At 64.6% G+C, this 24,026-nt stretch carries 23 protein-coding genes; 18 read left to right on the top strand and 5 right to left on the bottom strand.

Going from position 1 to position 24,026, the window contains the following annotated elements; genetic code table 11:
• The first annotated feature begins 89 nt into the window (after positions 1–89).
• The 6 genes from treY to ACMDCR_RS02050 all read left to right on the top strand — a co-directional run bounded on the left by treY (position 90) and on the right by ACMDCR_RS02050 (position 8,393).
• A complete protein-coding gene (gene treY, locus ACMDCR_RS02025) occupies positions 90–2,789 on the top strand; it encodes a malto-oligosyltrehalose synthase (protein ID WP_413990917.1) in 2,700 nt (899 codons plus the stop codon).
• Positions 2,786–4,576, top strand: a complete 1,791-nt coding sequence (treZ, locus tag ACMDCR_RS02030; protein WP_413990918.1) for a malto-oligosyltrehalose trehalohydrolase — start codon at positions 2,786–2,788, stop codon at positions 4,574–4,576. Before treY ends, treZ begins: the two co-directional genes overlap by 4 nt.
• Positions 4,577–4,696: 120 nt before the next feature.
• A complete protein-coding gene (locus tag ACMDCR_RS02035; RefSeq protein ID WP_413990919.1) occupies positions 4,697–4,936 on the top strand; it encodes a hypothetical protein in 240 nt (79 codons plus the stop codon).
• Positions 4,937–5,153: 217 nt separating this feature from the next.
• Entirely contained in the window at positions 5,154–5,459 is a 306-nt protein-coding gene (locus tag ACMDCR_RS02040) for a DUF2934 domain-containing protein (RefSeq protein ID WP_413990920.1), read from the top strand.
• A gap of 130 nt (positions 5,460–5,589) precedes the next feature.
• On the top strand, positions 5,590–7,311 hold the full coding sequence (gene argS, locus ACMDCR_RS02045; RefSeq protein ID WP_413990921.1) for an arginine--tRNA ligase: 1,722 nt from the start codon (positions 5,590–5,592) through the stop codon (positions 7,309–7,311).
• Between the two features lie 140 nt (positions 7,312–7,451).
• On the top strand, positions 7,452–8,393 hold the full coding sequence (locus tag ACMDCR_RS02050) for a Gfo/Idh/MocA family protein (RefSeq protein WP_413990922.1): 942 nt from the start codon (positions 7,452–7,454) through the stop codon (positions 8,391–8,393).
• A gap of 77 nt (positions 8,394–8,470) precedes the next feature.
• Here the strand turns inward: ACMDCR_RS02050 and ACMDCR_RS02055 are convergent, their stop codons facing one another.
• Positions 8,471–9,490, bottom strand: a complete 1,020-nt coding sequence (locus ACMDCR_RS02055; RefSeq protein WP_413990923.1) for an aldo/keto reductase — start codon at positions 9,488–9,490, stop codon at positions 8,471–8,473.
• 162 nt (positions 9,491–9,652) lie between these two features.
• Between ACMDCR_RS02055 and ACMDCR_RS02060 the strand changes: the two genes are divergently transcribed.
• Positions 9,653–10,606, top strand: coding sequence for a dihydrodipicolinate synthase family protein (locus ACMDCR_RS02060; protein WP_413990924.1), 954 nt, complete (start codon positions 9,653–9,655; stop codon positions 10,604–10,606).
• A 58-nt stretch (positions 10,607–10,664) separates the two neighbouring features.
• Positions 10,665–10,982, top strand: coding sequence for an L-rhamnose mutarotase (gene rhaM / locus ACMDCR_RS02065; RefSeq protein WP_413990925.1), 318 nt, complete (start codon positions 10,665–10,667; stop codon positions 10,980–10,982).
• 9 nt (positions 10,983–10,991) lie between these two features.
• On the opposite strand, the gene ACMDCR_RS02070 is transcribed toward rhaM, so the two are convergent.
• Positions 10,992–11,729 (bottom strand): M48 family metallopeptidase, encoded by a 738-nt coding sequence (locus ACMDCR_RS02070; RefSeq protein WP_413990926.1) that lies wholly within the window; start codon positions 11,727–11,729, stop codon positions 10,992–10,994.
• A 184-nt stretch (positions 11,730–11,913) separates the two neighbouring features.
• Between ACMDCR_RS02070 and epmA the strand changes: the two genes are divergently transcribed.
• The 5 genes from epmA to ACMDCR_RS02095 all read left to right on the top strand — a co-directional run bounded on the left by epmA (position 11,914) and on the right by ACMDCR_RS02095 (position 15,869).
• Positions 11,914–12,957: an EF-P lysine aminoacylase EpmA gene (gene epmA / locus ACMDCR_RS02075; RefSeq protein ID WP_413990927.1), complete on the top strand. Its 1,044-nt coding sequence runs from the start codon at positions 11,914–11,916 to the stop codon at positions 12,955–12,957.
• Between the two features lie 214 nt (positions 12,958–13,171).
• A complete protein-coding gene (locus tag ACMDCR_RS02080; RefSeq protein ID WP_413990928.1) occupies positions 13,172–13,429 on the top strand; it encodes a GCG_CRPN prefix-to-repeats domain-containing protein in 258 nt (85 codons plus the stop codon).
• A gap of 337 nt (positions 13,430–13,766) precedes the next feature.
• Positions 13,767–14,318, top strand: coding sequence for a fasciclin domain-containing protein (locus tag ACMDCR_RS02085; RefSeq protein WP_413990929.1), 552 nt, complete (start codon positions 13,767–13,769; stop codon positions 14,316–14,318).
• 154 nt (positions 14,319–14,472) lie between these two features.
• Positions 14,473–15,063 carry a cytochrome b/b6 domain-containing protein gene (locus tag ACMDCR_RS02090; protein ID WP_413990930.1) on the top strand — a complete coding sequence of 197 codons (591 nt, stop codon included), beginning with the start codon at positions 14,473–14,475 and terminating at the stop codon, positions 15,061–15,063.
• A gap of 35 nt (positions 15,064–15,098) precedes the next feature.
• Positions 15,099–15,869, top strand: a complete 771-nt coding sequence (locus tag ACMDCR_RS02095; RefSeq protein ID WP_413990931.1) for a molybdopterin-dependent oxidoreductase — start codon at positions 15,099–15,101, stop codon at positions 15,867–15,869.
• A gap of 111 nt (positions 15,870–15,980) precedes the next feature.
• Here the strand turns inward: ACMDCR_RS02095 and typA are convergent, their stop codons facing one another.
• Entirely contained in the window at positions 15,981–17,804 is a 1,824-nt protein-coding gene (gene typA, locus ACMDCR_RS02100) for a translational GTPase TypA (RefSeq protein WP_413990932.1), read from the bottom strand.
• A gap of 453 nt (positions 17,805–18,257) precedes the next feature.
• Positions 18,258–19,025, bottom strand: coding sequence for a methyltransferase domain-containing protein (locus ACMDCR_RS02105; protein WP_413990933.1), 768 nt, complete (start codon positions 19,023–19,025; stop codon positions 18,258–18,260).
• Positions 19,026–19,182: 157 nt separating this feature from the next.
• Here ACMDCR_RS02105 and ACMDCR_RS02110 point away from each other — a divergent pair, with 157 nt between their 5' ends.
• From ACMDCR_RS02110 to ACMDCR_RS02130, 5 genes are all read left to right on the top strand, one after another.
• Positions 19,183–19,965 carry a helix-turn-helix transcriptional regulator gene (locus ACMDCR_RS02110; RefSeq protein WP_413990934.1) on the top strand — a complete coding sequence of 261 codons (783 nt, stop codon included), beginning with the start codon at positions 19,183–19,185 and terminating at the stop codon, positions 19,963–19,965.
• A gap of 93 nt (positions 19,966–20,058) precedes the next feature.
• Complete coding sequence (gene sppA, locus ACMDCR_RS02115) at positions 20,059–21,015, top strand: signal peptide peptidase SppA (RefSeq protein WP_413990935.1); 957 nt, start codon at positions 20,059–20,061, stop codon at positions 21,013–21,015.
• A gap of 143 nt (positions 21,016–21,158) precedes the next feature.
• Complete coding sequence (gene ihfB, locus ACMDCR_RS02120) at positions 21,159–21,452, top strand: integration host factor subunit beta (protein WP_284312820.1); 294 nt, start codon at positions 21,159–21,161, stop codon at positions 21,450–21,452.
• Positions 21,453–21,499: 47 nt separating this feature from the next.
• Positions 21,500–21,865, top strand: coding sequence for a lipopolysaccharide assembly protein LapA domain-containing protein (locus ACMDCR_RS02125; RefSeq protein ID WP_413990936.1), 366 nt, complete (start codon positions 21,500–21,502; stop codon positions 21,863–21,865).
• A 70-nt stretch (positions 21,866–21,935) separates the two neighbouring features.
• Entirely contained in the window at positions 21,936–22,883 is a 948-nt protein-coding gene (locus tag ACMDCR_RS02130; RefSeq protein WP_413990937.1) for an ornithine cyclodeaminase family protein, read from the top strand.
• Between the two features lie 74 nt (positions 22,884–22,957).
• On the opposite strand, the gene ACMDCR_RS02135 is transcribed toward ACMDCR_RS02130, so the two are convergent.
• Positions 22,958–23,896 carry an IS110 family transposase gene (locus ACMDCR_RS02135; RefSeq protein ID WP_413990083.1) on the bottom strand — a complete coding sequence of 313 codons (939 nt, stop codon included), beginning with the start codon at positions 23,894–23,896 and terminating at the stop codon, positions 22,958–22,960.
• Between the last annotated feature and the right edge of the window lie 130 nt (positions 23,897–24,026).

Below are 24,026 nucleotides of genomic sequence, written 5' to 3' on the forward strand. Positions count from 1 at the left end.
ATCTGGATGCTCGGGCCGCCTTCGCGGCGCGAGGCAACCTTTCGCCGCTCCGCTGGTTTCCCTTCGACTGGACCCTACAAGGACGCCTCATGGCAACAGCCGAGAACCCGCTGCCGCGGGCGACCTACCGCTTGCAATTGAACTCCCGCTTCACCTTCACCGATGCCGGCGCGCTCGCGCCCTATCTGGAGCAACTGGGCGTCAGTCACGTCTACGCCTCGCCTTTCCTCAAGGCGCGGCCGGGCAGCACCCATGGCTATGATATCGTCGACCATGACGCCCTCAATCCCGAGCTCGGTACGTGCGAGGATTTCGACCGCATGAGCGAGGCCTTCCGCAGCCACGGTCTGGGCCTCATCCTTGATTTCGTGCCCAATCACATGGGCGTCGGTGGGGCCGACAATCCGTTCTGGCTCGACATGCTCGAATGGGGGCAGGCCTCGGACTATGCGGGCTGGTTCGACATCGACTGGCAGCCCGAGGGCCCGCATCTGGCCGGCAAGGTGCTCATCCCCGTGCTCGGCGACCAGTATGGCGCCGTGTTGGCCGATGGCGCCCTGGAACTGCGCTTCGACGAAGCGGCCGGCGAGTTGGCGATCTGGGCGCATGGCGTCCACAAGCTGCCCGTTTATCCCGGCCATTACGGCCGTATCCTCGGCGGTGCTCATGCCGAGCTCGAGAGGCTAGGCGACGCCTTCTCGCATCTCGCCGGCTTCCGCCCGCACGAACAGCGCCGCGTGCGCGAGCTCAAGGCGCAGCTCGCGGCGCTGGTGGCCGAGGATGCGCAAGCAGCGGCGGCCGTCGCGCAGGGGGTCGCTCGTTTTGCCGGCAAAGCAGGTGATGTCGAGAGCTGGCTGCGGCTCGATCGGCTGATCGCGGACCAGCATTGGCGCGTGGCCTTCTTCCGCGTCGCTGCTGACGACATCAATTATCGCCGCTTCTTCAACATCAGCGATCTCGCAGGCCTGCGTATCGAGCATGAGGAACTGTTCGATCACGCCCATCGCCTCGTCTTCGAACTGATCGGGCAGGGCACGCTCGATGGCCTGCGCATCGACCACATCGATGGACTGCTCGATCCCCGGACCTATTGCCTGCGCCTGCGCGAAAAAGCGCCGCGGCCGATCTATCTCGTGGTGGAGAAGATCCTCGGGCCCGGCGAGGAGCTGCGCGAGGACTGGCAGGTGGATGGCACCACCGGCTACGAATTCGCCAACCTGCTCACCCATCTCCTGATCGACCCAGCCGGCGAGCCGCGCCTGAGCGAGCTCTATCGCAGCTTCAGCGGCGAAGGCCGCGCCTTCGATGCCATCATGCGCGAGTGCAAGCTCGCCATCATGGAAGATGAGATGGCGAGCGAGCTTGGCGGCCTCGCACGCGACGCGGCGCGTATCGCCCGTTCCAATCCCCGCACCGCCGATTTCACCCGCAATGTGCTGCGGCGTGCCCTCCGGGAGATCGTGGCTGGCTTCCGGGTCTATCGCACCTATGTCGACCCGGCCGGCGCCAGTAAGGCGGATCTCGACGAGCTGGGCCATGCCGTGGCCCGCGCCCGCCGCACAGGGAGCGGCATCGACAGGTCCGTGTTCGATTTCTTGTTCTCCGTGCTGAGCTGCGAGGCGGTCGCCAAGCCCGGCAGCGGCTTCAGCCGCCAGGACGTGCTGCGCTTTGCCATGAAGTTCCAGCAATATACCGGCCCGGTGATGGCCAAGGGCGTGGAGGACACGGCCTTCTACCGCTACAACCGCTTCGTCGCGGCCAACGAGGTCGGCGGCCATCCCGGCCGGCTCGGCAGCAGCGTCGCCGCCTTCCACGCCGCCAATCGCGCTCGCCACGCCGGCGCGATGCTCGGCACCTCGACGCACGACACCAAGCGCGGCGAGGATTGCCGGGCGCGGCTCGCAGTGCTGAGCGAGATCGCGCCTGACTTCGCGGAGGCCGTGCTTCGCTGGCAGGGAATGTTGGGCAGGAGCGAGCCGATACCCGACAGCAACGACATCTTCCTGTTCTACCAGCTGTTGATCGGCGCCTGGCCGCTCGAGTCCGGACCATTGGAGGGCTTCGAGGAGCGTATACAGGCCGCCATGCTGAAATCGGTGCGCGAGGCCAAGGTCCACACCAACTGGGCCGCTCCCGACGAGGATTACGAGGCTGATATGCAAGCCTTCATCTCCCAGGCTTTCGCCAATCAGGCGTTCCTGGCGGATTTCATGGCCTTCCAGGAGCGTATCCTGCCGCTCGGCGCCGCCAACAGCCTCGTGCAGGCCGTGCTGAAATTCACCGTGCCCGGCGTGCCCGACCTCTATCAGGGCGCCGAAGGTTTTGACTTCAGCCTGGTTGATCCCGACAATCGCCGCCCGGTCGACTGGGCCTGGCGCAGTAGCCGGCTCGACGCGGCTGCGCGGCCGATCGCCGCCTGCGACCTCGCCGATGGCAGCGCCAAGCTCACCGCCACCGCCAAGCTCCTGGCCCTGCGCCGGGAGCACGCGGCGCTCTTCGCCGAAGGCGACTATCAGCCGATCGAGCTGGAGGACGAGCGCCTTATCGCTTTCTCGCGCCAGCATGGCGAGAGCTCGCTCATCGTGGTGGCGGCGCGCTTTCCCAGCCGCAGCGCGATTGGCGGCCTGTTGACGCTGCCCTGGCGCCCCCCCCTTTATGACGACATACTGTCCGGACGCCGGATCACGGCGGGGACCGAGGGGATCGACGTTGCCATGCTGCTCGCGGATCTACCTGCTGCCGTGCTGATGCCGGTGCGACCCGCCGCCTCCCGGAGATCGCGGCGATGATGGAACTTCCCGTCCATCGCACTCCCCGCTTCGGGCCCCTTATCCGCGACGACGGCGTAGTATTCCGTTTCTGGGCTCCGAAGCAGCGCCGGGTGCGCCTGCAGCTCGATGGGACAACGCTGCCCATGCAGAGCCTCGGTGGCTGGCACAGCCTGGAGACGACGGCCAGCTTCGGCAGCCGCTACTGTTTCGTCCTCGAAAGCGGCCAGGCCGTGCCCGATCCCGCCAGCCGCTTCCAGCCCGCGGATGTGCACGGCCCGAGCGAACTGGTCGATCCCGCGGCCTATCGCTGGCGTAACACGACCTGGCGGGGGCGGCCGTGGCACGAGACGGTGCTCTATGAACTGCATGTCGGTACCTTCACATCGGAAGGCACCTTCGCCGGTGCGGCCCGCCGGCTCGAGGATCTCGCGGAACTCGGCGTCACGGCCATCCAGCTCATGCCCGTGGCCGATTTCCCGGGGCGCCGCAACTGGGGCTATGACGGTGTGCTGCCCTTTGCGCCGGATGCCGCCTACGGGAGGCCGGAGGGCTTGAAAGGCTTCATCGACACGGCGCACGGCCTCGGTCTCTCGGTGATGCTGGATGTCGTCTACAATCACTACGGCTCGGAGGGAAATTACCAGCCGCTCTACGCGCCTGTCTTTACAGAGCGGCATGAGACCCCCTGGGGGGCAGCGGTCAATTACGATGATGAAGGTTCCGCCGAGGTCAGGGCCTTCGTGATCGAGAATGTGCTCTACTGGCTGGAGGAATTCCGCTTCGACGGATTGCGCTTCGACGCCGTGCACGAGATCCGCGACTCCAGCGAATTCCATCTCCTCGAGGAAATTCGCACGGCCGTCGCAGCTATCGCCCCCGATCGTCCCGTCCATCTCGTCCTGGAGAACGAGGAGAATTCAGCCGCCTGGCTCACCCGGCGCGAGGGCGAAGCGGTTGGCTTCACCGCGCAATGGAACGACGACATGCATCATGTCCTGCATGTAGCCGTGACCGGGGAGAGCTCGGCCTACTACGGCGACTATACCAATCGCCCACGCCTGCTTGGGCGGGCGCTGGCGGAAGGCTTTGCGTTCCAGGGGGAGAAGATGCCCTATCGCGGGCGTCCGCGCGGCGAGGCCTCAGGCCATCTGCCGCCGGAATCCTTCATTGCCTTCCTGCAGAATCATGACCAGGTAGGCAATCGCGCCACGGGGGACCGTATCCATCACGGTCATACGCTTGCGGCAGTCAGGGCGGCAGCGGCGACCTACCTGCTGGCGCCGCAGATCCCCATGCTGTTTCAGGGCGAGGAGTGGGCGGCCTCGACGCCCTTCACCTTCTTCTGCGACGTCGATGCCGAGCTGGCGGAGAAGGTGCGGGAAGGGCGCCGCAACGAGTTCTCGCGCTTTCCCGAATATGCAAAGCCCGAAGCCCGCGCGGCCATCCCCGATCCAGTGAGCGAGCAGACCTTCCAGACGGCCAAACTGCGCTGGCGCGAGCGCGAGGATGCTCCCCATGCCGATGTGCTGGCCTGGTATCGGCGCATCCTGAACGTGCGGGCCAGCAAGATCGTGCCACTGATTCCCGATTTCATGCAGGGCGGGCGGTACAAGGTGGGTGAGCAGGGGGTGGTCGAGGTGCGGTGGGAGGGGGAGAGCGGCACGGTCCTGGCCGTCGTTCTCAATCTCAGCGCCACGCCCAAGCTGCTCGATGAAGTGATTGAAGGCCGGCCCGTGTGGATCGAAGGGCACAAGGTCGGGGCGGCTCTCGCGCCCTGGACGGTGGTCTGGACCCTCCGACCATAATGCGCCATCAAAAATAATTCTTTGGGCACGGAACCGAACCATCTCTGCCACGTTTGGTGGCGAGGGTACGTAGCGTTTTCGCCGAGTCGTTTCCTTTGCCTTCATCCTCAGGAGAGATCGATGCCGAAGCATCTGCCGCTGCGCCCCCAGCTCTATGCCGAAAAAGTCGAAGCGCTGATTGCGAGGGCCGTCCTGGAGGGCGGTTCCCTTGATGTGCACGGCGAAGCCGAACGCATCGCGGTGAGTTGCGGAATGTCGCCGGCATCGGCGCGGATGGATTTCCAGAAGACAGCGCACTCCATCGGCCGCAAGGTGCGGCTGATCGCCAGGGCGAAGATGAGGATCCCGGATTTCGGTTAGCGCGTCATACCCTCAGATCGAATCACCAAGAATCGCAAAAATGCATTTGGTGCCAATGCGCTGATCTGAAAATCCGCTTCTGCCTGAATGCATTTTGCTTTAGGGATCAAGGGATAGGACGGCCGCCGCGCGTCGGCCGCTTCGAGACAGCCCTGGGAGGGAACCCCTCAAGGTTCCGGGCGTTTTCTCTTACCAACCCAGACCGGGAGAGAAGTTGATGACGCAAGACCTCACTCAGAAGATCCACGACAAGGCCCGCGAGTTATGGGAGCTGGAAGGCTGCCCGGAGGGCCGCGAGCTTCTGCACTGGGATATGGCCCGCGAGCTGGTGATGCAGGAGAACACCGCCGAATTTACCCTCGTGCCGGAGAATCCCGAGGGCAACGACATCATCGACGCCGTCGCCGCGCTCGACAACCTCCGCGAAGTGCCCGATCTCAGCCACAAGGGCGAGGAGCATGCCGGCTCGGGCCCCTATATCGATCCGGGACGCCCGATAAAGATTGTGGGCGGACGGTTCTGAGGAACCATTGGAGTGGCGGTTTCTTCGCCGATATATGGCCCCAATCTACCAAAAATCGCCTGAAACGCTTGCCTGGAGCCGGCAAGCTGCTTACTGCGGACGCTGATCGAAAGCTAAGGAAAGCGTCCGCATGCCTGCCTCTTTGAACCGCCTCGTCGACGACGCCCTGGCGATTGCCTTTTCTGCCTGCGGACTGCCCACCGAAACCGCCCGCGCCGCCCGCTCCACCTTGCCGGATCTCGCCGACCTGCAGTGCAATGGCGCCATGCCGCTTGCCAAGAGCATGAAGCGCAATCCGCGTGAGCTGGCCGAGGCGATCGCCGTTGAGCTCAGAAAGAACCCGGTGTTCAAGGACATCGCGGTGGCCGGCCCTGGCTTCCTCAACCTGCGCATTGCAGATGATTTCCTGGCGCGCTGCGCCACCGAGCAGGCAGCATCGCCGAACCTCAACATCGTTCAGCTCCCGCCCGATACGGTGGTACTCGATTATGGCGGGCCCAACGTCGCCAAGCCGCTGCATGTCGGGCATCTCAGGGCCCTTGTGATCGGCGAGAGTCTCCGGCGCATCCTCGACGCCCAGGGCCTCCACACCGTCTCCGACATCCATCTCGGCGATTGGGGCCTGCAGATGGGCCAGCTCATCTCAGAGATCCGCCTGCGCTGGCCCGATTTGCCGCCTGGCGCGACGCCGACGCTGAACATGGCGGACCTGCAGCGCCTCTATCCCGAAGCTGCCGCCGCCTCCAAGGCCGATCCCGCGCGCATGGAACTCGCCCGCGCAGCCACAGCCGCCCTCCAGGCAGGCGACGCCGACGCTACGGCGATCTGGCAGGCGCTGCGCGACATCTCGCTCAAGGCCCAGCGCGAGGATATCGACCTGCTCGGCACTCATTTCGACCTTTTCCTCGGCGAGAGTGACGTGCAGCCGCTGATCCCCGACATGATCGCCGACATGGTCGCCAAGGGAGTGGCCGTGGAAGACCAGGGTGCCCTGATCGTCGATGTCGCCACGCCCGGCGAGGCCAAGCCGTTGCCGCCGCTGCTCCTTCAGAAGTCGGACGGCGCCGCGCTCTATGCGACCACGGATCTTGCCACCATCGTGGCGCGCGTGCGCGACCAGGATCCCACGCGCATCGTCTATGTCGTCGACCAGCGCCAGGAACTGCATTTCCGCCAGGTGTTCCGCGCGGCAGAGAAGGCGGGCATTGCTCCGGGCGTCGAGTTGATCCATGCCGGCTTCGGTACGGTGAACGGCGCCGACGGCAAGCCCTACAAGACGCGCGAAGGCGGCGTCGCCCAGCTCAAGGACCTGCTCGGCGAGGCCATCGAGAAGGCCGGAGAGCGGCTGCGCGGGGATGATCCCACGCTTGACCGCGGGCAACTCGCCAGGCAGGTGGGTCTGGCGGCGGTGAAGTTCACCGACCTCTCGTCCTACCGCATTTCCGGCTACATCTTCGACGCCGATCGCATGGTGACCTTCGAGGGCAAGACCGGACCCTATGTGCAATATGCCTGCGTGCGCATTGGCTCGATTCTGAACGAGGCGGAACTGAGTCAGATCCGTCCGGGTGCGATCGTTATCACGGAGCCGACGGAGCGCTCTCTGGTGCTGGAGTGCGCCCGCCTGCCCGAAGTGGTGGCTTCCGCCGCACGCAACCTCGCGCCCAACGAGGTCGCCGATTATATTTTCGGCGTCGCGCAGAGCTTCAGCCGCTTTTACGACGCCTGCCCCGTGCTCAAGGCCGATACCGAGGAGCAACGCGCCTCCCGCCTCGCCTTGTGCGGCCTCGCCCGCGCCGTGCTCGCCAAGGGGCTCTGGCTGCTTGGTATCGACGTACCGGAGAAGATGTAAGTTCCGGGTGCACGGGCATCGCGACATGTAAGCATGTCGCCGTGATGCCCGTGCACCCGGAAGAGCCCCCTTCCCGGCGCATCGAATTGCTGATAGCTGAACGCTGTATTTGACAGACAAATAGGACAGGGCGGAGACGCATGAGCCAGCATTCCATCGCGATCATCGGTGTGGGCAAGATTGCCGTCGACCAGCATCTGCCCGTCATCGCCAAGAACCCGGCTTTCCGCCTCGCTGCCCTGGTCAGCCAGCGCGGAATCGAGCAGCCTGGCGTGCCGACCTTCCGAACGCCCGCCGAACTCTATGCCGCCATGCCCGACCTCGATGCTGTCGCGATCTGCACCCCGCCCGCCGTGCGCCATGCCGTGGCACTGGAGGCGCTCAATGCCGGCATGAACGTCCTGCTCGAGAAGCCGCCGGCCCCGACGGTGAGCGAACTGGCCGATCTGCAGCGTCAGGCTGCGGCCCGGCGTTGCGTGCTCTTCGCCACTTGGCATTCCCAGTACAACAAGGGCGTGGCGGAGGCGAAGAAGCGCCTTGCTGGCAAGAAGATCGCTTCCCTCGCCATCACCTGGAAAGAGGATGTGAAGCGCTGGCATCCCGGCCAGGAGTGGATCTGGCAGCCGGGCGGCTTCGGCGTGTTCGATCCGGGCATCAACGCTCTCTCCATCCTCACCGAGATCGCACCGGAACCCTTCTTCGTGACGGCCGCGACGCTGGCCTATCCCGCCAACCGCGACACGCCGATAGCCGCCTCGCTCATCTTCTCTTCCGGCGCCGGAGTGCCGGGCGCCTCGCTGACGGCGGAGTTCGACTGGCGCCAGACGGGCGACCAGACCTGGACGATCGAGATCACGACAGAGGACGGCACCACGCTCACGCTGATCGACGGCGGCTCGAAGCTGGCGGTCAACGGAGTGATGACGGTGTCCGAGGCGATGGCCGAATATGAAGGCATCTATGAGCGGTTCGCGGGGCTGCTGGACGGAGGCGAAAGCGCGGTGGACGCGGCGCCATTCCATCTGGTGGCGGATGCCATGGTGGTAGGCAAGCGCGAGATGGTCGAGGCGTTCGAGTGGTGAGATGAGGGGCGTAGGGCGCGCCGCGCGCCTCCCCCACGAAGCTGGGGGAGGCTTTGGTGTCCCGCCCTTCGTCCCCCTCACGGCGTCGGGGCGTCCTTGTCGATCAACCCGTTCGTCTTCAGGTCCGCCCAGAAAGCCGTCGGAATCGGCGCGTGGTGGGAAGCCACATTCGCTTCCACCTCGCTCGGCTTCACAGCACCGGGGATTTCCGAAATCACGGCCGGATGGGCCAGCACGAATTGCAGCGCGGCTGCCGGCAGCTTCACGTCATGCGCCAGGCAGACGTCCTCGATGCCGCGCACCTTCTTCTGGATCTCCTCCGGCGCGTTGGCGTAGCCATATTTCGAAGTGCTGCCCGAGCCCGTGGCGAGGATGCCGGATGCCAGCGGCGAGCCGATGATCACGCTGACGCCGCGCTTCACGCAGTCGGCCATGCCGGTGTGCAGCGGACCCTGGTCAAGCAGCGTATAGGGCATGGCAACCAGCACGAAATCGAGGTCCACCAGGGGCGCCACCGTCTCCAGCGCCTCCTTCGTGTTGATGCCCATGCCGATGGCCTTGATCTCGCCGCGCTTCTTCAATTCCTCCAGTGCCTTGATGCCGGAGTACACCAGATCCTTCTTGCGATAGCCGAAATCCGGACCCTGATAGGCGGCGTCGAGATCGTGGATTACCAGCGCGTCAATGGTGTTGAGCCCGAGCCGCATCAGGCTCTGCTCGTAGGAGCGCATCACGCCGTCATAGGAATAGTCGTAGCGGTGCTGGAAGGGCAGGCCGCCGAGCCACATCTCGGACTTGAAGGTGGCGGGATCGAAGGGCCGCTCCAGGATGCGGCCGACCTTTGTGATGAGCTGGTATTCGCTGCGCGGCCGCTGCCTGAGGCTGTAGCCGAGGCGATGCTCGGCGAGGCCGAGGCCGTACCATGGGGCGGTGTCGTAGAGACGCACGCCGGCGTTCCAGGCCGCGTCGACGGTAGCTCTGGAATCTTCTTCGGTGACGAGCTTGTAGAGTTCGCCCAGATGTGCGGAGCCATAGCCGAAGGTCGGCACGGTCAGCGAGGTCTTGCCGACGCGGCGGCGCTCGAATTCCTTCGGCATTCATTCCTCTCCAAGAAGTTCTTCTCAAACGATTTTTGGGTTTTGCTGCAGGATCTTAGCAGATGCAGAAGCCTAAATTGTCAGACCAAAATTCGTTTGACAAGGTTTTTGGGCACTGACAGAACAAACAAAAGGCGGCCGTGATCGCCGTGGCGGGGAGTGATGGAAAGTGCCGTTTTCGCGGGCATTTCCTCCGATCTGAACGGATCATGCGGGAGGGAAGGCAGCGTGACGCCGGGCGGTACCTATCCGATGCTCTACGCCTTCTTTGACGAGGCGGGCGCGCTCCGGCGCAACGCTCTCACGCGTCAGATCGAGGCGGCGCTGAGGGCCGGTTCCGCCGGCGTCGCGATTCTGGGTCTTGCCACCGAAGCCAACAAGCTCACCCGCGTCGAAAAGCGGGCCTTGATCGAATGGACCCATGTCGATCTCGCCGGCCGTGCCCCGCTTGCCGTGACTGTCGGCGAGCCGAACCTTACCGACATGATCGAGAGCGCCCGGGTGGCGCGCGCCGCCGGCGCGGACTGGCTGATCCTGCAGCCTCCGCGGCCACCGATCTCTTCGCGCGAACTCATCCGCTATTTCGGCGCGGTGGCCGAAGCGGTCGATGCTCCCATCGGCATCCAGAACGCGCCTGAGTTCCTAGGTGTCGGCCTGTCCCCCGCCGAGCTGGTGGAACTCAACGACGTTCATCCCAATGTCAGCATCGTGAAGGCGGAGGCGAGTGCGCTGGTGGTCGGCCACCTCATCGACGTGCTCGACCGGCGCATGGTGGTGTTCAACGGCCGCGCCGGGCTGGAACTCACCGACAATTACCGGGCTGGGGTCGACGGCATGATCCCTGGCATTGAGCTGATCGACCTGCAATGCGGGGTCGAGCGCGCCATGCGCTCCGGCAATGACACCGAGGCCGAGGCGCTCTACCGGCACCTCCTGCCTTTTGTCGCCTTCGCCATGCAGGGCATCGAACATCTGGTGCTGCACGGCAAGCTCCTGGCAGCGTTGCGGCTGGGACTGGTGCCGAGCGGGCGGCGCATTCCCTCCGATCCACTCACCGCGCGGGGCGAAGCCTGGGTCCGCCGCTTTGCGGGGGAGTTGGGGCCGCTGGTGTTCTGAGGTAGGACGCAAAGCCTCCCCCACGCCCCATCTCCATCCCCCAACCTCAGAGGCCCCAATGCCCGAACGCATCGCCTTCCGCATGAACCTCCATCCCGGCCAGGCGGCCGAGTATGAAAAACGCCATGACGAGATCTTTCCTGAACTGGTGACGCTGCTCAGGGATGCCGGAATTTCCGACTACTCGATCTGGCTCGATCCCGAGGACCACCATCTCTTCGCCATCCTCACCCGCAGCGACGACCACAGGACGGATGAGCTGCCCGAACAGGAAATCATGAAGCGCTGGTGGAAATTCATGAGCGACATCATGGAAGGGCACGCCGACAATTCGCCGGTCGTGGTGCCGCTGAAGCGGGTCTTCCATCTGGCGTGAGGAAATCTCTCACCCATATCTGTGCAGCCCCGCGCCATGCGCCTTCAGCCAGGCCTTGGCTTCCTCGGTTCGCGGGCAGAGCTGGCGGCAGAGGCGCCAGAAGCGGGGTGAATGGTTCATCTCCTTCAGATGCGAGACCTCGTGCGCCGCGAGATAGTCGAGCACGAAGGGAGGGGCCAGGATCAGGCGCCAGGAGAAGGCGAGCGCGCCCTTGGAGGAACAGGAGCCCCAGCGGCTGGCGGTATCCTTGACGCTCACGGGCCCATGCTTGACGCCCAGCGCCTGGGTGTGGCGCGTCACGGCCGCCTGCAACTCCTTCAGCGCCTGTTTCTTCAGCCAGTCGGTGAGGCGGCGCGGCAGATGTTTGATGTCGCCATGCACGGCCAGCACCGGGGGGCTGCCCGCTTCCTCCTTCACCGTGCCCCGGCCCTCAGCCCGGTGCTCGATGCGGTGGGGCACGTCGCGAAAGGGCACCAGGGCGCCGCGTACGAAGGTGACGTCCTGCGCCAACTTGGCGAGCTTCAGCGCGATCCAGCCGGCATGCTTGTCGGCAAAGGCCCTGGCGGTGGCAAGGCTCCCGCGCGCGGGCATCGAGAGCACGATATCGCGTTGCGCCGTGCGGACCCTCAGCGTGTAGCGGCGCGCCGAAGCCAGCCGCCTTACGGCAACCGGATAGGTAGTCGTCCCGATCCTGACCTCGATATGGGCAGGCTCGGGCGGCAGCGTGCGTCGGAACAGCGAAATCATGCTCGAATCAGGATCCGGGCTGCATCATAACCCGGATCGGGAAGGTGGGCATGGTGAGGGCGATCGGCAAGGGGACATTTCGGATGCCCGCGCACTCGGACATAGGCGCCTCATTTGAATCGCTGCTACCTTCCCTCTAGGAGTTGAACACGCTCCGCACCCCGGTTCCGAACGAGACCTTACCATGACCCCCGGCCAGAGCCCCTGGTGGCAGCCATCGGTCCATGAGGACCGCCGCCCCTTCCTTCTGGGCCGCAACCGGCTGCTGGAGGCCCTACGGGCCTTCTTCGCCGCGAAGGATTTCACTGAGGTCGAGACGGCCATCCTGCAGGTCTCGCCCGGCAACGAGACGCATCTGCATGCCTTCGCCACCGACCTCGTCGACGCCGATCTCTCCGTCCATCGACGCTACCTGCACACCTCGCCGGAATTCGCCTGCAAGAAGCTGTTGGCAGCCGGGGAGCAGCGCATCTTCACCTTCGCCAAGGTCTTCCGCAACCGCGAGCGCACCGGCACCCACCACCCCGAATTCACCATGCTGGAATGGTATCGGGCCGGCGAACCCTACCAGGCGCTGATGGCGGATTGTACCCGCCTCCTGGCCCTCGCCGCGGAGACAGGGCAGCGCAAGCGTTTCTCCTGGCGCGGCATCGAGACGGATCCCTTCGCCGAGCCCGAGAGGCTCAGCGTCGCCGAAGCCTTCGAGCGCTTCGCCGGCATCGACCTGCTGGCTACCCTCGATGCGGGCGGCGCCAGCGACCGCGACGCGCTCGCCGCTGCCGCGCGAGCCATCAGGTTGCGCGTTGCCGAGGACGACACCTGGTCGGACATTTATTCCGGCGTGCTGGTGCAGAAGATCGAGCCGCATCTGGGGCAGGGGCGGGCAACCATCCTCTACGAATATCCCAGCGTCGAGGCTGCGCTCGCCCGCCGTACGGCTCATGATCCCCGAGTCTCGGAACGCTTCGAGCTCTATGCGTGCGGTGTCGAGCTCGCCAATGCCTTCGGCGAGTTGACCGATCCGGCCGAACAGCGCCGCCGCTTCGAGGCTGAGATGGATGAAAAGCAGCGCATCCACGGCGAACGCTATCCGATCGACGAGGAATTCCTCGCCGCTCTCGCAATCATGCCCGAGGCGAGCGGCATCGCCCTCGGCCTCGACCGCCTCGCTATGCTGGCCACGGGCGCCAGTCGCATCGAGCAGGTGATCTGGACACCGGTATCGTAGGACCCAAATTGGGGGGCGGGTCTTCAGACCCGGCACTTCGCCCCCACGCAACGAGACAGCCGAGTCTGAAGATCCCACACCCCCAAAAAACGCCCTGTGCGGCGCGGCACTGCATCCGTTCGTTCGCTCCGACAGGATGATCGGGCTGGGTCGGGTTCCTGGCGATCATATCGCCCGGCGGCGCGTAGGCCGCCGATTTATCGGAGTGAAGGAAATGAAACTCGTCCTTGCTGCGGCGCTCGCCCTGGGTGCGCTGACCGCCGGCGTTTCGGCGTCTTCGGCGATGCCCCTGGCACCCAGGGCCGCCGATGGCGCTGGCCTTGTGCAGGATATACGCTGGGGCTGCGGCTTTGGCTGGCACCCCAATTATTGGGGGCGCTGCGTCCCCGATCAGCGCGTCTATTACGGCTATCCGAGATATTACGGCTGGTACGGACGCCCGCACTATTATTATCGTTGGCACCGCTGGTAGGCGCCACAATCTCGACAAACCCGCCTGCGAAGGTCCGCTCATGCCGTTGACGCGGCACGAGACTTGATCCGCGAGAGACTCCATTGCACCCGCCGGCCGAAAGGTCGGCGGTTTTTTGTGGGCATGGCAGCCTCCGGGTGGCCGCTCACGAAGCCGTGAGAAAAAAATTGCCGCGTCAGAGAACCGACGACGGATCTGCTCCGTATAGACATCGACCGTCACGCACGTTGTTCAACCTGGTCAAGCGTGATGATCCCCGAAAGTCAGATGATGTAAAGGCCGGAGAATATCTTCTCCGGCGACAGAGAAGGCTTGCCTTCGTCCAAAGGAGAACCCGATGTCTATGAAATCCCTGCTGCTCGCCACCAGCCTGGTCGGCTCGCTGCTTGTCGCGAATATTGCCTATGCCGATGTGATGGTCGGCGGCGCGGCGATGTATTCCAACAAGAACATCGTGCAGAACGCCGTCAATTCGGCCGATCACACCACGCTGGTTGCCGCCGTCAAGGAAGCCGGCCTGGTCGATGCCCTGCAGGGCAAGGGCCCCTTCACGGTCTTCGCACCCGTCAACGCCGCCTTCGCGGCCCTGCCTGCCGGTACGGTCGACACCTTGCTGAAACCCGAGAACAAGGCCACGCTGACCAAGATCCTCACCTACCATGTCGTTCCCGGCAAGCTCACCTTCGTGACGCTCAAGAAGATGGTGCAGCAGGGCGGCGGCAAGGCCGAGCTCAAGACGCTGGCCGGCGAAGATCTCACCGCCATGCTGAACGGCCCCAACAATATCACCATCACCGATGCCAAGGGCGGCACCGCCGACATCACCATCTATGACGTGATCCAGTCCAACGGCGTCATCCACTCCATCGACAAGGTGCTGATGCCGTAAGCGGTGCTGCGCCCCCGCCTGCCCCACGAAGCTGGGGGTATCGCGCACACAAAGTGTGCGCCAGCCGGGCCGGAGGGGGTGTGGCCGGAATAGGGCACCAGAAACGCCGCGCGCCGTCTGCCGCGCTACGCGCCAACACCGCGAGGTCATCGCCATGGCCGCACCCGCCATCCATCCCCTCCTCGTGCGTATCACCCACTGGACCAACGCAGTCACGGTGATGGTGATGATCGCCAGCGGTTGGCAGATCTACAATGCCTCGCCCATCCTGCCTTTCCGCTTTCCCGAGGCCCTCACGCTGGGCGGCTGGCCCGGCGGCGCGCTGCTCTGGCACTTTGCCGCCATGTGGGTGCTGGCCCTGAATTTCACGGTCCTTATCGGCTACGGCCTGCTCTCCGGGCGCTATAGCCGCAAGCTCTGGCCGATCCGTCCACGCGAGATCCTCGCCGATGTCGCACGCGCGCTGCGTGGCCGGCTCTCCCATGCCGACCCCTCTCACTACAACGCCGTACAGAAGCTGCTCTATGCCGGCGTGCTGGGGCTGATCGGTCTCATCATGCTGTCCGGCCTCGCCATCTGGAAGCCGGTGCAATTGCAGGGGCTGACGTCGCTGTTCGGCGGCTTTCAGGGCGCGCGGCTCGTGCACTTCCTGGCCATGGCCGGCATAGCCGGCTTCATCCTCATCCATGTCGCGATGGCGTTGCTGGTGCCGCGGACCATCCGGGCGATGGTCACGGGGCGGTGACGCCTGGGACCGCCATCCCGGGAACAGGAGATCCCATGCTCAAACGTACCATTCCCGGTATCGATACCGGCCTGCTCCTCAAGGACGCCGGCCGCCTTCTTCCCGCCCCATCGCGCCGTCTCTTCCTGCGCCAGATGGCGGGGCTCGGCTCGCTGCTGGCGCTCACCGGCTGCTCCGTTACCGACAGCCCGTCGGCGGAGGCCCTGCTGCGGACGGTCTCCTCCTATAATGACTGGGTGCAGGCGCGCCTGTTCAGTCCCGACCGACTTGCACCGGAATTCAGCCGTGCGGAGATCACCGATCCCTTCCCCTTCAACGCCTTCTACGGCGAGGAGGACGCCCCTGAGGTTGATGCGGCCGACTGGCAGCTCGCCGTCGGTGGCCTGGTGGACGACAAGTCTCCCTGGACGCTCGATCGCCTCAACACCCTGCCCACGCGGTCACAGATCACCCGCCATGTCTGCATCGAGGGTTGGAGCGCCATAGGCGAATGGAGCGGTCCGCCGCTTGTTGATTTCCTGCATCTCGTCGGCGCCGATCTCTCGGCCCGCTATGTCGGCGTCCGCTGCGAGGACCGCTATGTCACCAGCCTGGACATGCCGACCGCCCTGCATGCCCAAACCCTGATCGTCACGAAATTCGCCGGAAAGACCCTGCCGCGCAAATATGGTTTCCCGATCAAGATCCGCGTGCCGACCAAGCTCGGCTTCAAGAACCCCAAGCATGTCAACGAGATCTGGGTGACCAACGACTATCCCGGCGGCTTCTGGGAAGACCAGGGCTACAATTGGTTCAGCGGGTTGTGACTGGGAGCGCGGACATCTTGTCCGCCTCTTGGAAATGCCGCGTCTGAAGGAGAAGAAGATGCGGACATCGCGACATGCAAGCATGTCGCTGTGATGTCCGCGCTCCCGGTATTACGCTGCGGCTTCCTTGGCGCGCTCGACCTTCTTGCGCTCGTTCGGGTCGAGCACGGCCTTGCGCAGGCGGATCGACTTTGGCGTCACTTCGAGCAGCTCGTCGTCCTGAATCCAGGCAATCGACTTTTCCAGGGTCATGCGGATCGGGGGGGTCAGGCGCACCGCCTCGTCCTTGCCGGAGGCCCGGACGTTGGTGAGCTTCTTGCCCTTGAGCACATTGACCTCGAGATCGTTCTCGCGGGTATGCTCGCCGACGATCATGCCCTGATAGACCTTCCAGCCGGGCTCGATCATCATCGGGCCGCGATCTTCGAGGTTCCACAGGGCATAGGCCACGGCCTCGCCGGCATCCGTCGAGATCAGCACGCCGTTGCGGCGGCCGGCGACCTCGCCCTTGAAGCGGGCGTAGGAGTGGAACAGGCGGTTCATCACGGCGGTGCCGCGGGTGTCGGTGAGCAGTTCGCCCTGATAGCCGATCAGGCCGCGCGTCGGCGCGTAGAAAACCAGGCGCTGGCGGTTGCCGCCGGAGGGGCGCATCTCGACCATGTCGGACTTGCGCTCGGACATCTTCTGCACGACCACGCCCGAGAACTCCTCGTCGACGTCGATCACGACCTCCTCGATCGGCTCGAGGACGTTGCCGTCGGCATCTTTCTGGAAGACCACGCGCGGACGCGAGACGCCGAGCTCGAAGCCCTCGCGGCGCATCACCTCGATCAGGATGGCGAGCTGCAATTCGCCGCGGCCGGAGACGATGAACGAGTCCTTGTCGGCCGATTCCTCGATCTTCAGCGCGACATTGCCCTCGGCTTCCTTAAGCAGGCGGTCGCGGATGACACGGCTGGTGACCTTGTCGCCCTCCGTGCCGGCGAGCGGAGAGTCGTTGACCGTGAAGGTCATCGACACCGTCGGCGGATCGATCGGCTGGGCCACGATGCCCTGCGTAACCTCGAGCGCGCAGAACGTATCGGCCACGGTGCCAAGCGTCAGGCCGGCGATGGCGACGATGTCGCCCGCCTCGGCTTCTTCCACCGGCTGGCGCTCGATGCCGCGGAAAGCGAGCACCTTGGAGACCCGGCCCTGCTCGACCACAGTGCCGTCAACGCCGATGGCCTTGACCGGCATGTTGGCCTTGAGCACGCCCGAGGAAATGCGGCCCGTGATGATGCGGCCCAGATAGGGGTTGGCTTCCAGGATGGTGCCGAGCATCCGGAAAGGGCCGGGCTCGACGGTCGGCTGCTTGACGTGTTCGAGCACGAGGTCGAACAGAGGGGCCATGCCCTGGTCCTGCGGACCTTCGGCGGAGAGCGCCATCCAGCCCTGCTTGGAGGAACCGTAGAGGATGGGGAAATCGAGCTGGTCATCGGTGGCGTCAAGCGCGGCGAAAAGATCGAAGACCTCGTTGACGACCTCACCGGGGCGCGCGTCGGGCTTGTCGACCTTGTTGATGGCCACGATCGGCTTGAGGCCGATCTTCAGCGCCTTGGAGACCACGAACTTGGTCTGCGGCATCGGGCCTTCGGCAGCGTCGACCAGCACGATGGCGCCATCGACCATGTTGAGGATGCGCTCGACTTCGCCACCGAAATCGGCGTGGCCGGGGGTGTCGACGATGTTGATGCGGGTATCCTTCCAGACGATCGAAGTCGCCTTGGCCAGGATGGTGATGCCGCGTTCCTTCTCGAGGTCGTTCGAATCCATCACGCGCTCGGCCACGCGCTGGTTATCGCGGAAAGCACCGGACTGGCGCAGCAGCTGGTCGACGAGGGTGGTCTTGCCATGGTCGACGTGTGCGATGATGGCGATATTGCGAAGTTGCATGGTAAAACCGGGTTCCTGCGCCAGCTAACCGCTTCCGGCTGGCGCTTTGCGAGATGTCTGTTCGGATTTTGCGCCGCAATATCACAGGTCAGGGTGCGGCGGCAATGGCTTCCGGGTACACAGGCATCCTGCCCGTTCCTTCTCGTCGCATGGACACGGCAATTCCAGAACGGGCACGATGCCCGCGCGCTAACTTTGCAGCCCAGCAGCCGTCATTGCTGTGTTCCCTTCGCCCTCATCGACCAAAGTTAGCGTTTAGACAGGATGCCCGTGCACCCGGAAGCCAAGTCCGATGGCGCAAGGTGCGGCCTTCTCGACTTCAGCGCTCGCGTTGGCGTGAAATCCACGGTTCGTCGAACCTTGCCCTAACGGATTGGCGAAGGTTCGCATCGGCAGCCGCCCGTCGGCAGGGGCGTGGTCTCCTCCCGTGTCCGGCACGGGAGGAGCGTAGTCTTATCGGCGGGCCACGAACACCGCCGTGTCGAAAGTGAAGGAGCCATCCTCCTCGATCTCGAAATAAGCCCGCACCTCCTCCGAAACGGCGGCCTGCAGGGCGCGGATCGCCTCGACGAACACGGGCGGCGTGCGCATGCGAGCGATCCAGGAGTCAAAATCGATGCGGAGGCGTCGCATCTGCGTCCCGGTCACCGTGAAGCCGGCGCCGGCCAGCATCGTCTGCCACTCGGTCGGTGAGTAGTCGCGCACATGGGACGGGTCGCGCAGCATCTCGAAGCTCTGCAGGAAGGTGTCGTTGACCACGGCGGTGGGAGCGACGGCGTCGGCGAACACCAGAATGGCGCCCGGCCTGGCGACGCGGAAGGCTTCGCTGAGGGCGGTGAGCACATCGCCCCAATGATGGGCGCTGAAACGGCTCATCACCATGTCGAAGCTGGCGTCGGCGAAAGGCAGGCGCTCGGCCGAGCCTTGCTGCGTCACGATATTGCTCAAGCCCCGCTTGGCGGCTTCCGCCGAGACGGCGGCCAGCATGTCGGACGAGAGGTCATAGGCCGTCACCGTGCCGGCAAAGGGTGCGGCGGCGAAGCTGACATGGCCGCCGCCACAGCCGAGGTCCAGCACGGCGACGGGTCTCACGGTCTCGACCTCGGCCTGCATGGCCCGTAGATCCTCGCCCTGGGCATGCACGGGGCTGGCGACATAGGCTGCCGCCTGCGAGCCGAATTGATGGGCGACCAGGGTTTCCAGATTGGCCGAGCGGGCCATGACAGTCTCCATGAGGTACGATGTGGGACGTGTTGCCGCGCCGATCCGGCGATCGGCGCGGGACCGTTTAGGAGACCGGTGCGACAACACTGGAATAGTTCTAAAATCTCAAATACACTGGTACCAGATCCAAAATTATCCTGGTATGAAAGCTGCCATGACCGTCGAGACCGACCAGGCGCGCCGCCAGCAGCTGGGGGAATTCCTGCGCTCGCAGCGAGCCCGTCTGTCCCCCGGCCTGTTCGGGCTGCAAGGCGGCGCCCGGCGGCGGACGCCGGGCCTGCGGCGCGAGGAAGTCGCCCAGCTCGGCGGCCTCTCGACCACATGGTATACCTGGCTGGAGCAGGGGCGCGACATTTCTTTGTCGGCCCATGCGCTAGGCCGGCTCGCAAATGTGCTGAAATTCTCGGCCGCCGAGCGCGCCTATCTCTTCGACCTTGCCGGCAAGCGCGATCCGCAAGGGAGCGCCGAGGCCGAACCCGCCGCGCCGTCGGCCCTGCTGGGCGCCCTCGATACGATCTCAGGCCCGGCCTACGTGCTCGATCATCTCTGGAACGCACTCGGCTGGAACGATGCAGCGGCCGAGCTCTTCGCCGGCTGGCTCGATGGCGAGAATGACCGCAACCTTCTCCATTTCATCTTTCTCAATCCGGCCGCCCAGCACCTGATCGACGGCTGGGAAGCACGTGCCCGGCGAGTGATCGCCGAGTTCCGCATCGATTACGGCCATCACCTCGAGGAGCCAGCCATGCAGGCGCTGGTGCAGAGCCTGATCGCGTCGAGTTCCTTCTTCGCCGAGGCCTGGCCCGTCCACAGCGTGGTCGGCCGCGAAGGCGGCGCCCGGCGCTTCAACCATCCCCGGCGCGGGCCGCTGGAACTGCAGCAGATCACGCTCAATCCGACAACGCGGCCGGACCTGAAATTCGTGATGCTGGTGTAGGATGCTCCTTGCCCTTGCGCTCCTCTCCCCCATGCTTGCCGCACCTGTCACACTCGGGTAGGTTCGCGGCGATCTACCCTTAAGGTATTGCTGATGTCCGTTGAGACTGACCTCCTGGTCGACAGGCGTGTTTTGCGCCGCAAGCTTTCCGTCTGGCGCGTGCTGGCCTTCCTCTTCCTCGCTCTTGCGCTGATCGTCGCGTATTTCGCCCTGATCGGCACCAGCGCCTTGCAGCATCGCTCGCCGCATATCGCCCGCATCAAGCTGGACGGTTTCGTCGGCGACCAGACGGCCAATCTGAAGCTGTTCGACCAGATCGCCGCCTCGCCTGCAGTCGGCGTGATCGTGGACATCAACTCGCCCGGCGGAACCACCTCCGGCGGTGAGGCGCTCTATGACGGGCTGCGCAAGCTCTCGGCCAAGAAGCCGACCGTCGCCGTCATCGACGGGCTCGGCGCCTCGGCCGCCTATATGGCCGCCATCGGCACCGATCATATCGTGGCCCGGCGCTCCGCGCTCGTCGGCTCCATCGGCGTGCTGGTGCAATATCCCAACGTTTCCAAGCTGCTCGACACCATCGGCGTCACCGTCGAAGCGGTGAAGTCCTCGCCCCTGAAGGCGGCGCCCGACGGTGTGACGCCGACCAGCCCGGAGGCGCGGGCGGCGCTGGCTTCTGTGGTCAACGATACCTATGGCTGGTTCAAGGACCTGGTCAGGGATCGCCGCAAATATGATGATGCCGGCCTCGCCGCCGTCTCGGACGGGCGCATCTTCACCGGCAAGCAGGCGCTCGATCTCAAGCTCATCGACGAGACGGGTGACGAGAGCACCGCCATCACCTGGCTCAACACCAGCAAGTCGGTGGCCAAGGACCTACCCGTGGAAGACTGGGACAAGCCCTCGGTGAGTTCCTCCTTCCCCTTCGCCAAGGCGGGTGCGGCCTGGCTCGCCGACAGCGTCGGCCTGAAATCTCTGGGCGATGTCATCCGTGCCGCCCCCGAAACCCAGCCGGGCGCGCTTGACGGGCTTGTCTCGGTTTGGCACCCTTGAGAGGTCGATGTCCCGCGGTCCGTCGGGACACTCTCTGAACTGTCATCGGCTTGGTCCAGGATGCGTGCCGGTGCATAAGGAATCGGCGCGATTCGGGCTGAGCAACAATAATTCAACAAGGCCGGCGACTGGCGGGAACAAGAATGATCAAATCCGAATTGGTTCTGAAAATCGCGGAGGCCAATCCGCATCTTTATCAGCGCGACATCGAGAATATCGTCAACGCCATTCTCGATGAGATCGCCGGTGCGATGGCCAAGGGCGACAGGGTGGAACTGCGCGGGTTTGGGGCGTTCTCGGTGAAGGCTCGTCCGGCCCGCATCGGCCGCAACCCCCGCACGGGTGCCCATGTGCCGGTGGAGGAGAAATTCGTGCCGTTCTTCAAGACCGGCAAGGATATGCGGCTGCGTCTGAACAAGACCCCGGCCAAGGTATGAGCGTGGCGACGAATTCGACCGCGCGACAGCTGAAGTGGTAGCAGGTCATGAAACGCGCTCTCTATTATCTCATTCTGATCCTGGCCCTGGTGGTCGTCGCGGGTTTCGCCCTGGCGAACAAGCAATGGATCGCGCAGGGCGTGGACCTCTCCTATGACCCGACCCGGCCGGGCAGTGCCGAAAGCACTCTTCATCTGCCCATGTTCCTGGTGCTGTTCGGCGTGCTGCTGATCGGCATGCTCCTCGGCGGTCTCACCGTCTGGTTCAAGCAGGGCCGCTTCCGCCGCGCCGCTCGCGTGGCGCAGGGCGAGGTCGAGCGCCATCGCAGCGAGATCGACCGCCTGCGCAGCCAGACAAGTAGCGGCGACGGGCGCGAAGGCCAGACGATGCTGCCCTCGAGCGTGCCCTTCTGAGGCGACTCCGGGTGGCGATCTGACTGCATGATGGTTCGCAGGGCCGTGTCCAACTTATTCCGGAGCGCCCATGCGCGTCATCACCGCTGACGAGATCGATGCCGTTCTGAAGTTCCCCGAACTGGTCGAGGCGCTGAGGGAGGCTTTCGCCTCGGATTTCGTCACGCCACCCCGCCAGCATCTGGAGATCGGCCACGGCGCCTCCGCCGCGACCGGGCTGATCATGCCGTCGTGGACCAGCGATGCGCCAGGGCCCGGCGCCTATCTGGGCACCAAGCTCGTGAACGTCTTTCCGGCCAATGGTGCGCGCGGCATGCCGGCCGTGTTCGGCACCTATGTGCTGATGTCAGGCGAGACGGGTGCGCCGCTGGCGGCGATCGACGGCACGCGGCTCACCCACTGGCGCACGGCCGCGGCTTCGGCGCTTGCCGCCTCCTTTCTCGCTCGCGCGGACGCCGTGAATCTCACCATGGTCGGCGCCGGCGCGCTGGCGCCTTTCCTGATCGAGGCCCATGCCAGCCAGAGGCCGATCCGCGAGGTGATGATCTGGAATCATCGCGCCGAGCGCGCCGAGCAGGTCGCGGCCGATCTGGTGCAGCGGGGCCTGCCGGTGCGCTACGAGCCCGATCTCGAAAAGGCGGTGCGCGGCGCCGACATCGTCTCCTGCGCCACCCTCTCCAACCTGCCGCTGGTCAAGGGGGACTGGCTGAGGCCCGGCACCCATCTCGATCTCGTCGGCGCCTTCAACCTGCAGATGCGCGAGGCCGACGACGAGGCCGTGCGCCGGGCTGAACTCTTCATCGATACGCCAAGCGCGCTGACCGAGGGCGGCGACATCGCCGTCGCCATCCAGGCCGGCCTGATCGGGCGGGAAGACATTCGCGCCACCTTGGCCGACCTTGCCCATGGGCGGCATAAGGGGCGGAGCAGTGCCGAGGCGGTGACGCTGTTCAAGTCGATCGGCAGCGCCCTGGAGGATCTGGCCGCCGCCATGTTGGTGTGGAAGAAAGCGGGATAACCCCTGGGATTGCAGGCATCCCTGTCCATAGGCGCTAACATTGCGGAAAAGGGCGCAGGGAACGCGGAGCAACCTTAATCGACTTGGGTTTTTGGGGTCCAAATTGAGCCTCGGATAAGGACGGCTCTGGCGATGATGAGAAGCTTACGCATTGCGGCGATGACGGCGACCTTTGTCTCCTTTCCTTTTGCCTTAAGACGGTCGTAGAGGACCTTCAGGTCGGGGTTCCACTGAGTGGCGGCAGCCAGGGTTGGCAAATAAAGGGCGTTGCGAATGTTCTTTCTGCCACCTGCGATTGAGCGAGTGCCGCGCACGGTGGCGCTGTCGTTGTTGAAGGGGGCGACGCCGACGAGAGAAGCGATCTGGGTCGGCTCCAGATGCACCAGTTCGGGCAATCGGATGATCAGGACGAGGGCACTGTAATCGCCGATGCCGGGAATGGAGAGTAGGAGCTTGAAGGCCTTGTCGAGGTCGCCATGGGCTCGCAGTTCCTTCTTCAAGGCAGCGAGCTCTTGCTTGGCCCTGGCCTTGAAGCTTGTGATATCGGCTTTGATCTTGGCGATAAGACCTGTGTCGCGATAACGATCCAGACGCCCCTGCAGGCGGATGGCATCCTCGCGCGCTTGTTCGAGAAAGAGCAGTTTCTCGGCAAAACGGGCCAATCTGGCATCTGAGAACGCGGGTTTTTGCTCCCCCAAGGCCGTGAAGCGGGCAATCAAGACGGCATCGATGACGTCCGTCTTGGCCCTCTTGAGCTGCATCTTGCGGTAGAGCTTGATCTGGGCGGGCTGGTGCTGGGCGATCGCGAAGCCGGCTTCCTGCAAGGCCTGGATTAAATCGAAGCCGTAGCTGCCGGTGGCCTCCACGCCAACCAGGCTTACCTGCTGGCGCTTGAGGAAGGCGATGATCTGGGCAAAGCCCGCAGGCTCGTTGCTGGCTTCCAGCCGCTCCTCATCCTTGTCCAACCCGACATCGAGCTTGGCCTTGCCGATGTCGATTCCTGCAACGTTCATGCTACCATGAGATGTCTTCATTTGGCCCTGCCTTGTGTGCGAACCCAAGGTTCTGGCAACCTTCCGGGTCGATTGAAGAGGCCGTCCGACGATCAAGCTCCAAGACAGGCCCAAGCCTGGTGGCGATCAC

The organism is Labrys okinawensis, from assembly GCF_047345005.1.
Lineage (GTDB): Bacteria > Pseudomonadota > Alphaproteobacteria > Rhizobiales > Labraceae > Labrys > Labrys okinawensis.

Coding starts and splice junctions, on each gene's coding strand:
- ACMDCR_RS02110 (WP_413990934.1), top strand. CDS start 19,183: ATGACCGTCGAGACCGACCAGGCGCGCCGCCAGCAGCTGGGGGAATTC.
- typA (WP_413990932.1), bottom strand. CDS start 17,804: ATGCAACTTCGCAATATCGCCATCATCGCACACGTCGACCATGGCAAG.
- ACMDCR_RS02125 (WP_413990936.1), top strand. CDS start 21,500: ATGAAACGCGCTCTCTATTATCTCATTCTGATCCTGGCCCTGGTGGTC.
- ACMDCR_RS02035 (WP_413990919.1), top strand. CDS start 4,697: ATGCCGAAGCATCTGCCGCTGCGCCCCCAGCTCTATGCCGAAAAAGTC.
- treZ (WP_413990918.1), top strand. CDS start 2,786: ATGATGGAACTTCCCGTCCATCGCACTCCCCGCTTCGGGCCCCTTATC.
- argS (WP_413990921.1), top strand. CDS start 5,590: ATGCCTGCCTCTTTGAACCGCCTCGTCGACGACGCCCTGGCGATTGCC.
- ACMDCR_RS02095 (WP_413990931.1), top strand. CDS start 15,099: ATGCTCAAACGTACCATTCCCGGTATCGATACCGGCCTGCTCCTCAAG.
- rhaM (WP_413990925.1), top strand. CDS start 10,665: ATGCCCGAACGCATCGCCTTCCGCATGAACCTCCATCCCGGCCAGGCG.
- epmA (WP_413990927.1), top strand. CDS start 11,914: ATGACCCCCGGCCAGAGCCCCTGGTGGCAGCCATCGGTCCATGAGGAC.
- ACMDCR_RS02090 (WP_413990930.1), top strand. CDS start 14,473: ATGGCCGCACCCGCCATCCATCCCCTCCTCGTGCGTATCACCCACTGG.
- ihfB (WP_284312820.1), top strand. CDS start 21,159: ATGATCAAATCCGAATTGGTTCTGAAAATCGCGGAGGCCAATCCGCAT.
- ACMDCR_RS02080 (WP_413990928.1), top strand. CDS start 13,172: ATGAAACTCGTCCTTGCTGCGGCGCTCGCCCTGGGTGCGCTGACCGCC.
- ACMDCR_RS02070 (WP_413990926.1), bottom strand. CDS start 11,729: ATGATTTCGCTGTTCCGACGCACGCTGCCGCCCGAGCCTGCCCATATC.
- ACMDCR_RS02130 (WP_413990937.1), top strand. CDS start 21,936: ATGCGCGTCATCACCGCTGACGAGATCGATGCCGTTCTGAAGTTCCCC.
- treY (WP_413990917.1), top strand. CDS start 90: ATGGCAACAGCCGAGAACCCGCTGCCGCGGGCGACCTACCGCTTGCAA.
- ACMDCR_RS02060 (WP_413990924.1), top strand. CDS start 9,653: ATGGAAAGTGCCGTTTTCGCGGGCATTTCCTCCGATCTGAACGGATCA.
- ACMDCR_RS02105 (WP_413990933.1), bottom strand. CDS start 19,025: ATGGCCCGCTCGGCCAATCTGGAAACCCTGGTCGCCCATCAATTCGGC.
- ACMDCR_RS02050 (WP_413990922.1), top strand. CDS start 7,452: ATGAGCCAGCATTCCATCGCGATCATCGGTGTGGGCAAGATTGCCGTC.
- ACMDCR_RS02085 (WP_413990929.1), top strand. CDS start 13,767: ATGTCTATGAAATCCCTGCTGCTCGCCACCAGCCTGGTCGGCTCGCTG.
- ACMDCR_RS02135 (WP_413990083.1), bottom strand. CDS start 23,896: ATGAACGTTGCAGGAATCGACATCGGCAAGGCCAAGCTCGATGTCGGG.
- sppA (WP_413990935.1), top strand. CDS start 20,059: ATGTCCGTTGAGACTGACCTCCTGGTCGACAGGCGTGTTTTGCGCCGC.
- ACMDCR_RS02055 (WP_413990923.1), bottom strand. CDS start 9,490: ATGCCGAAGGAATTCGAGCGCCGCCGCGTCGGCAAGACCTCGCTGACC.
- ACMDCR_RS02040 (WP_413990920.1), top strand. CDS start 5,154: ATGACGCAAGACCTCACTCAGAAGATCCACGACAAGGCCCGCGAGTTA.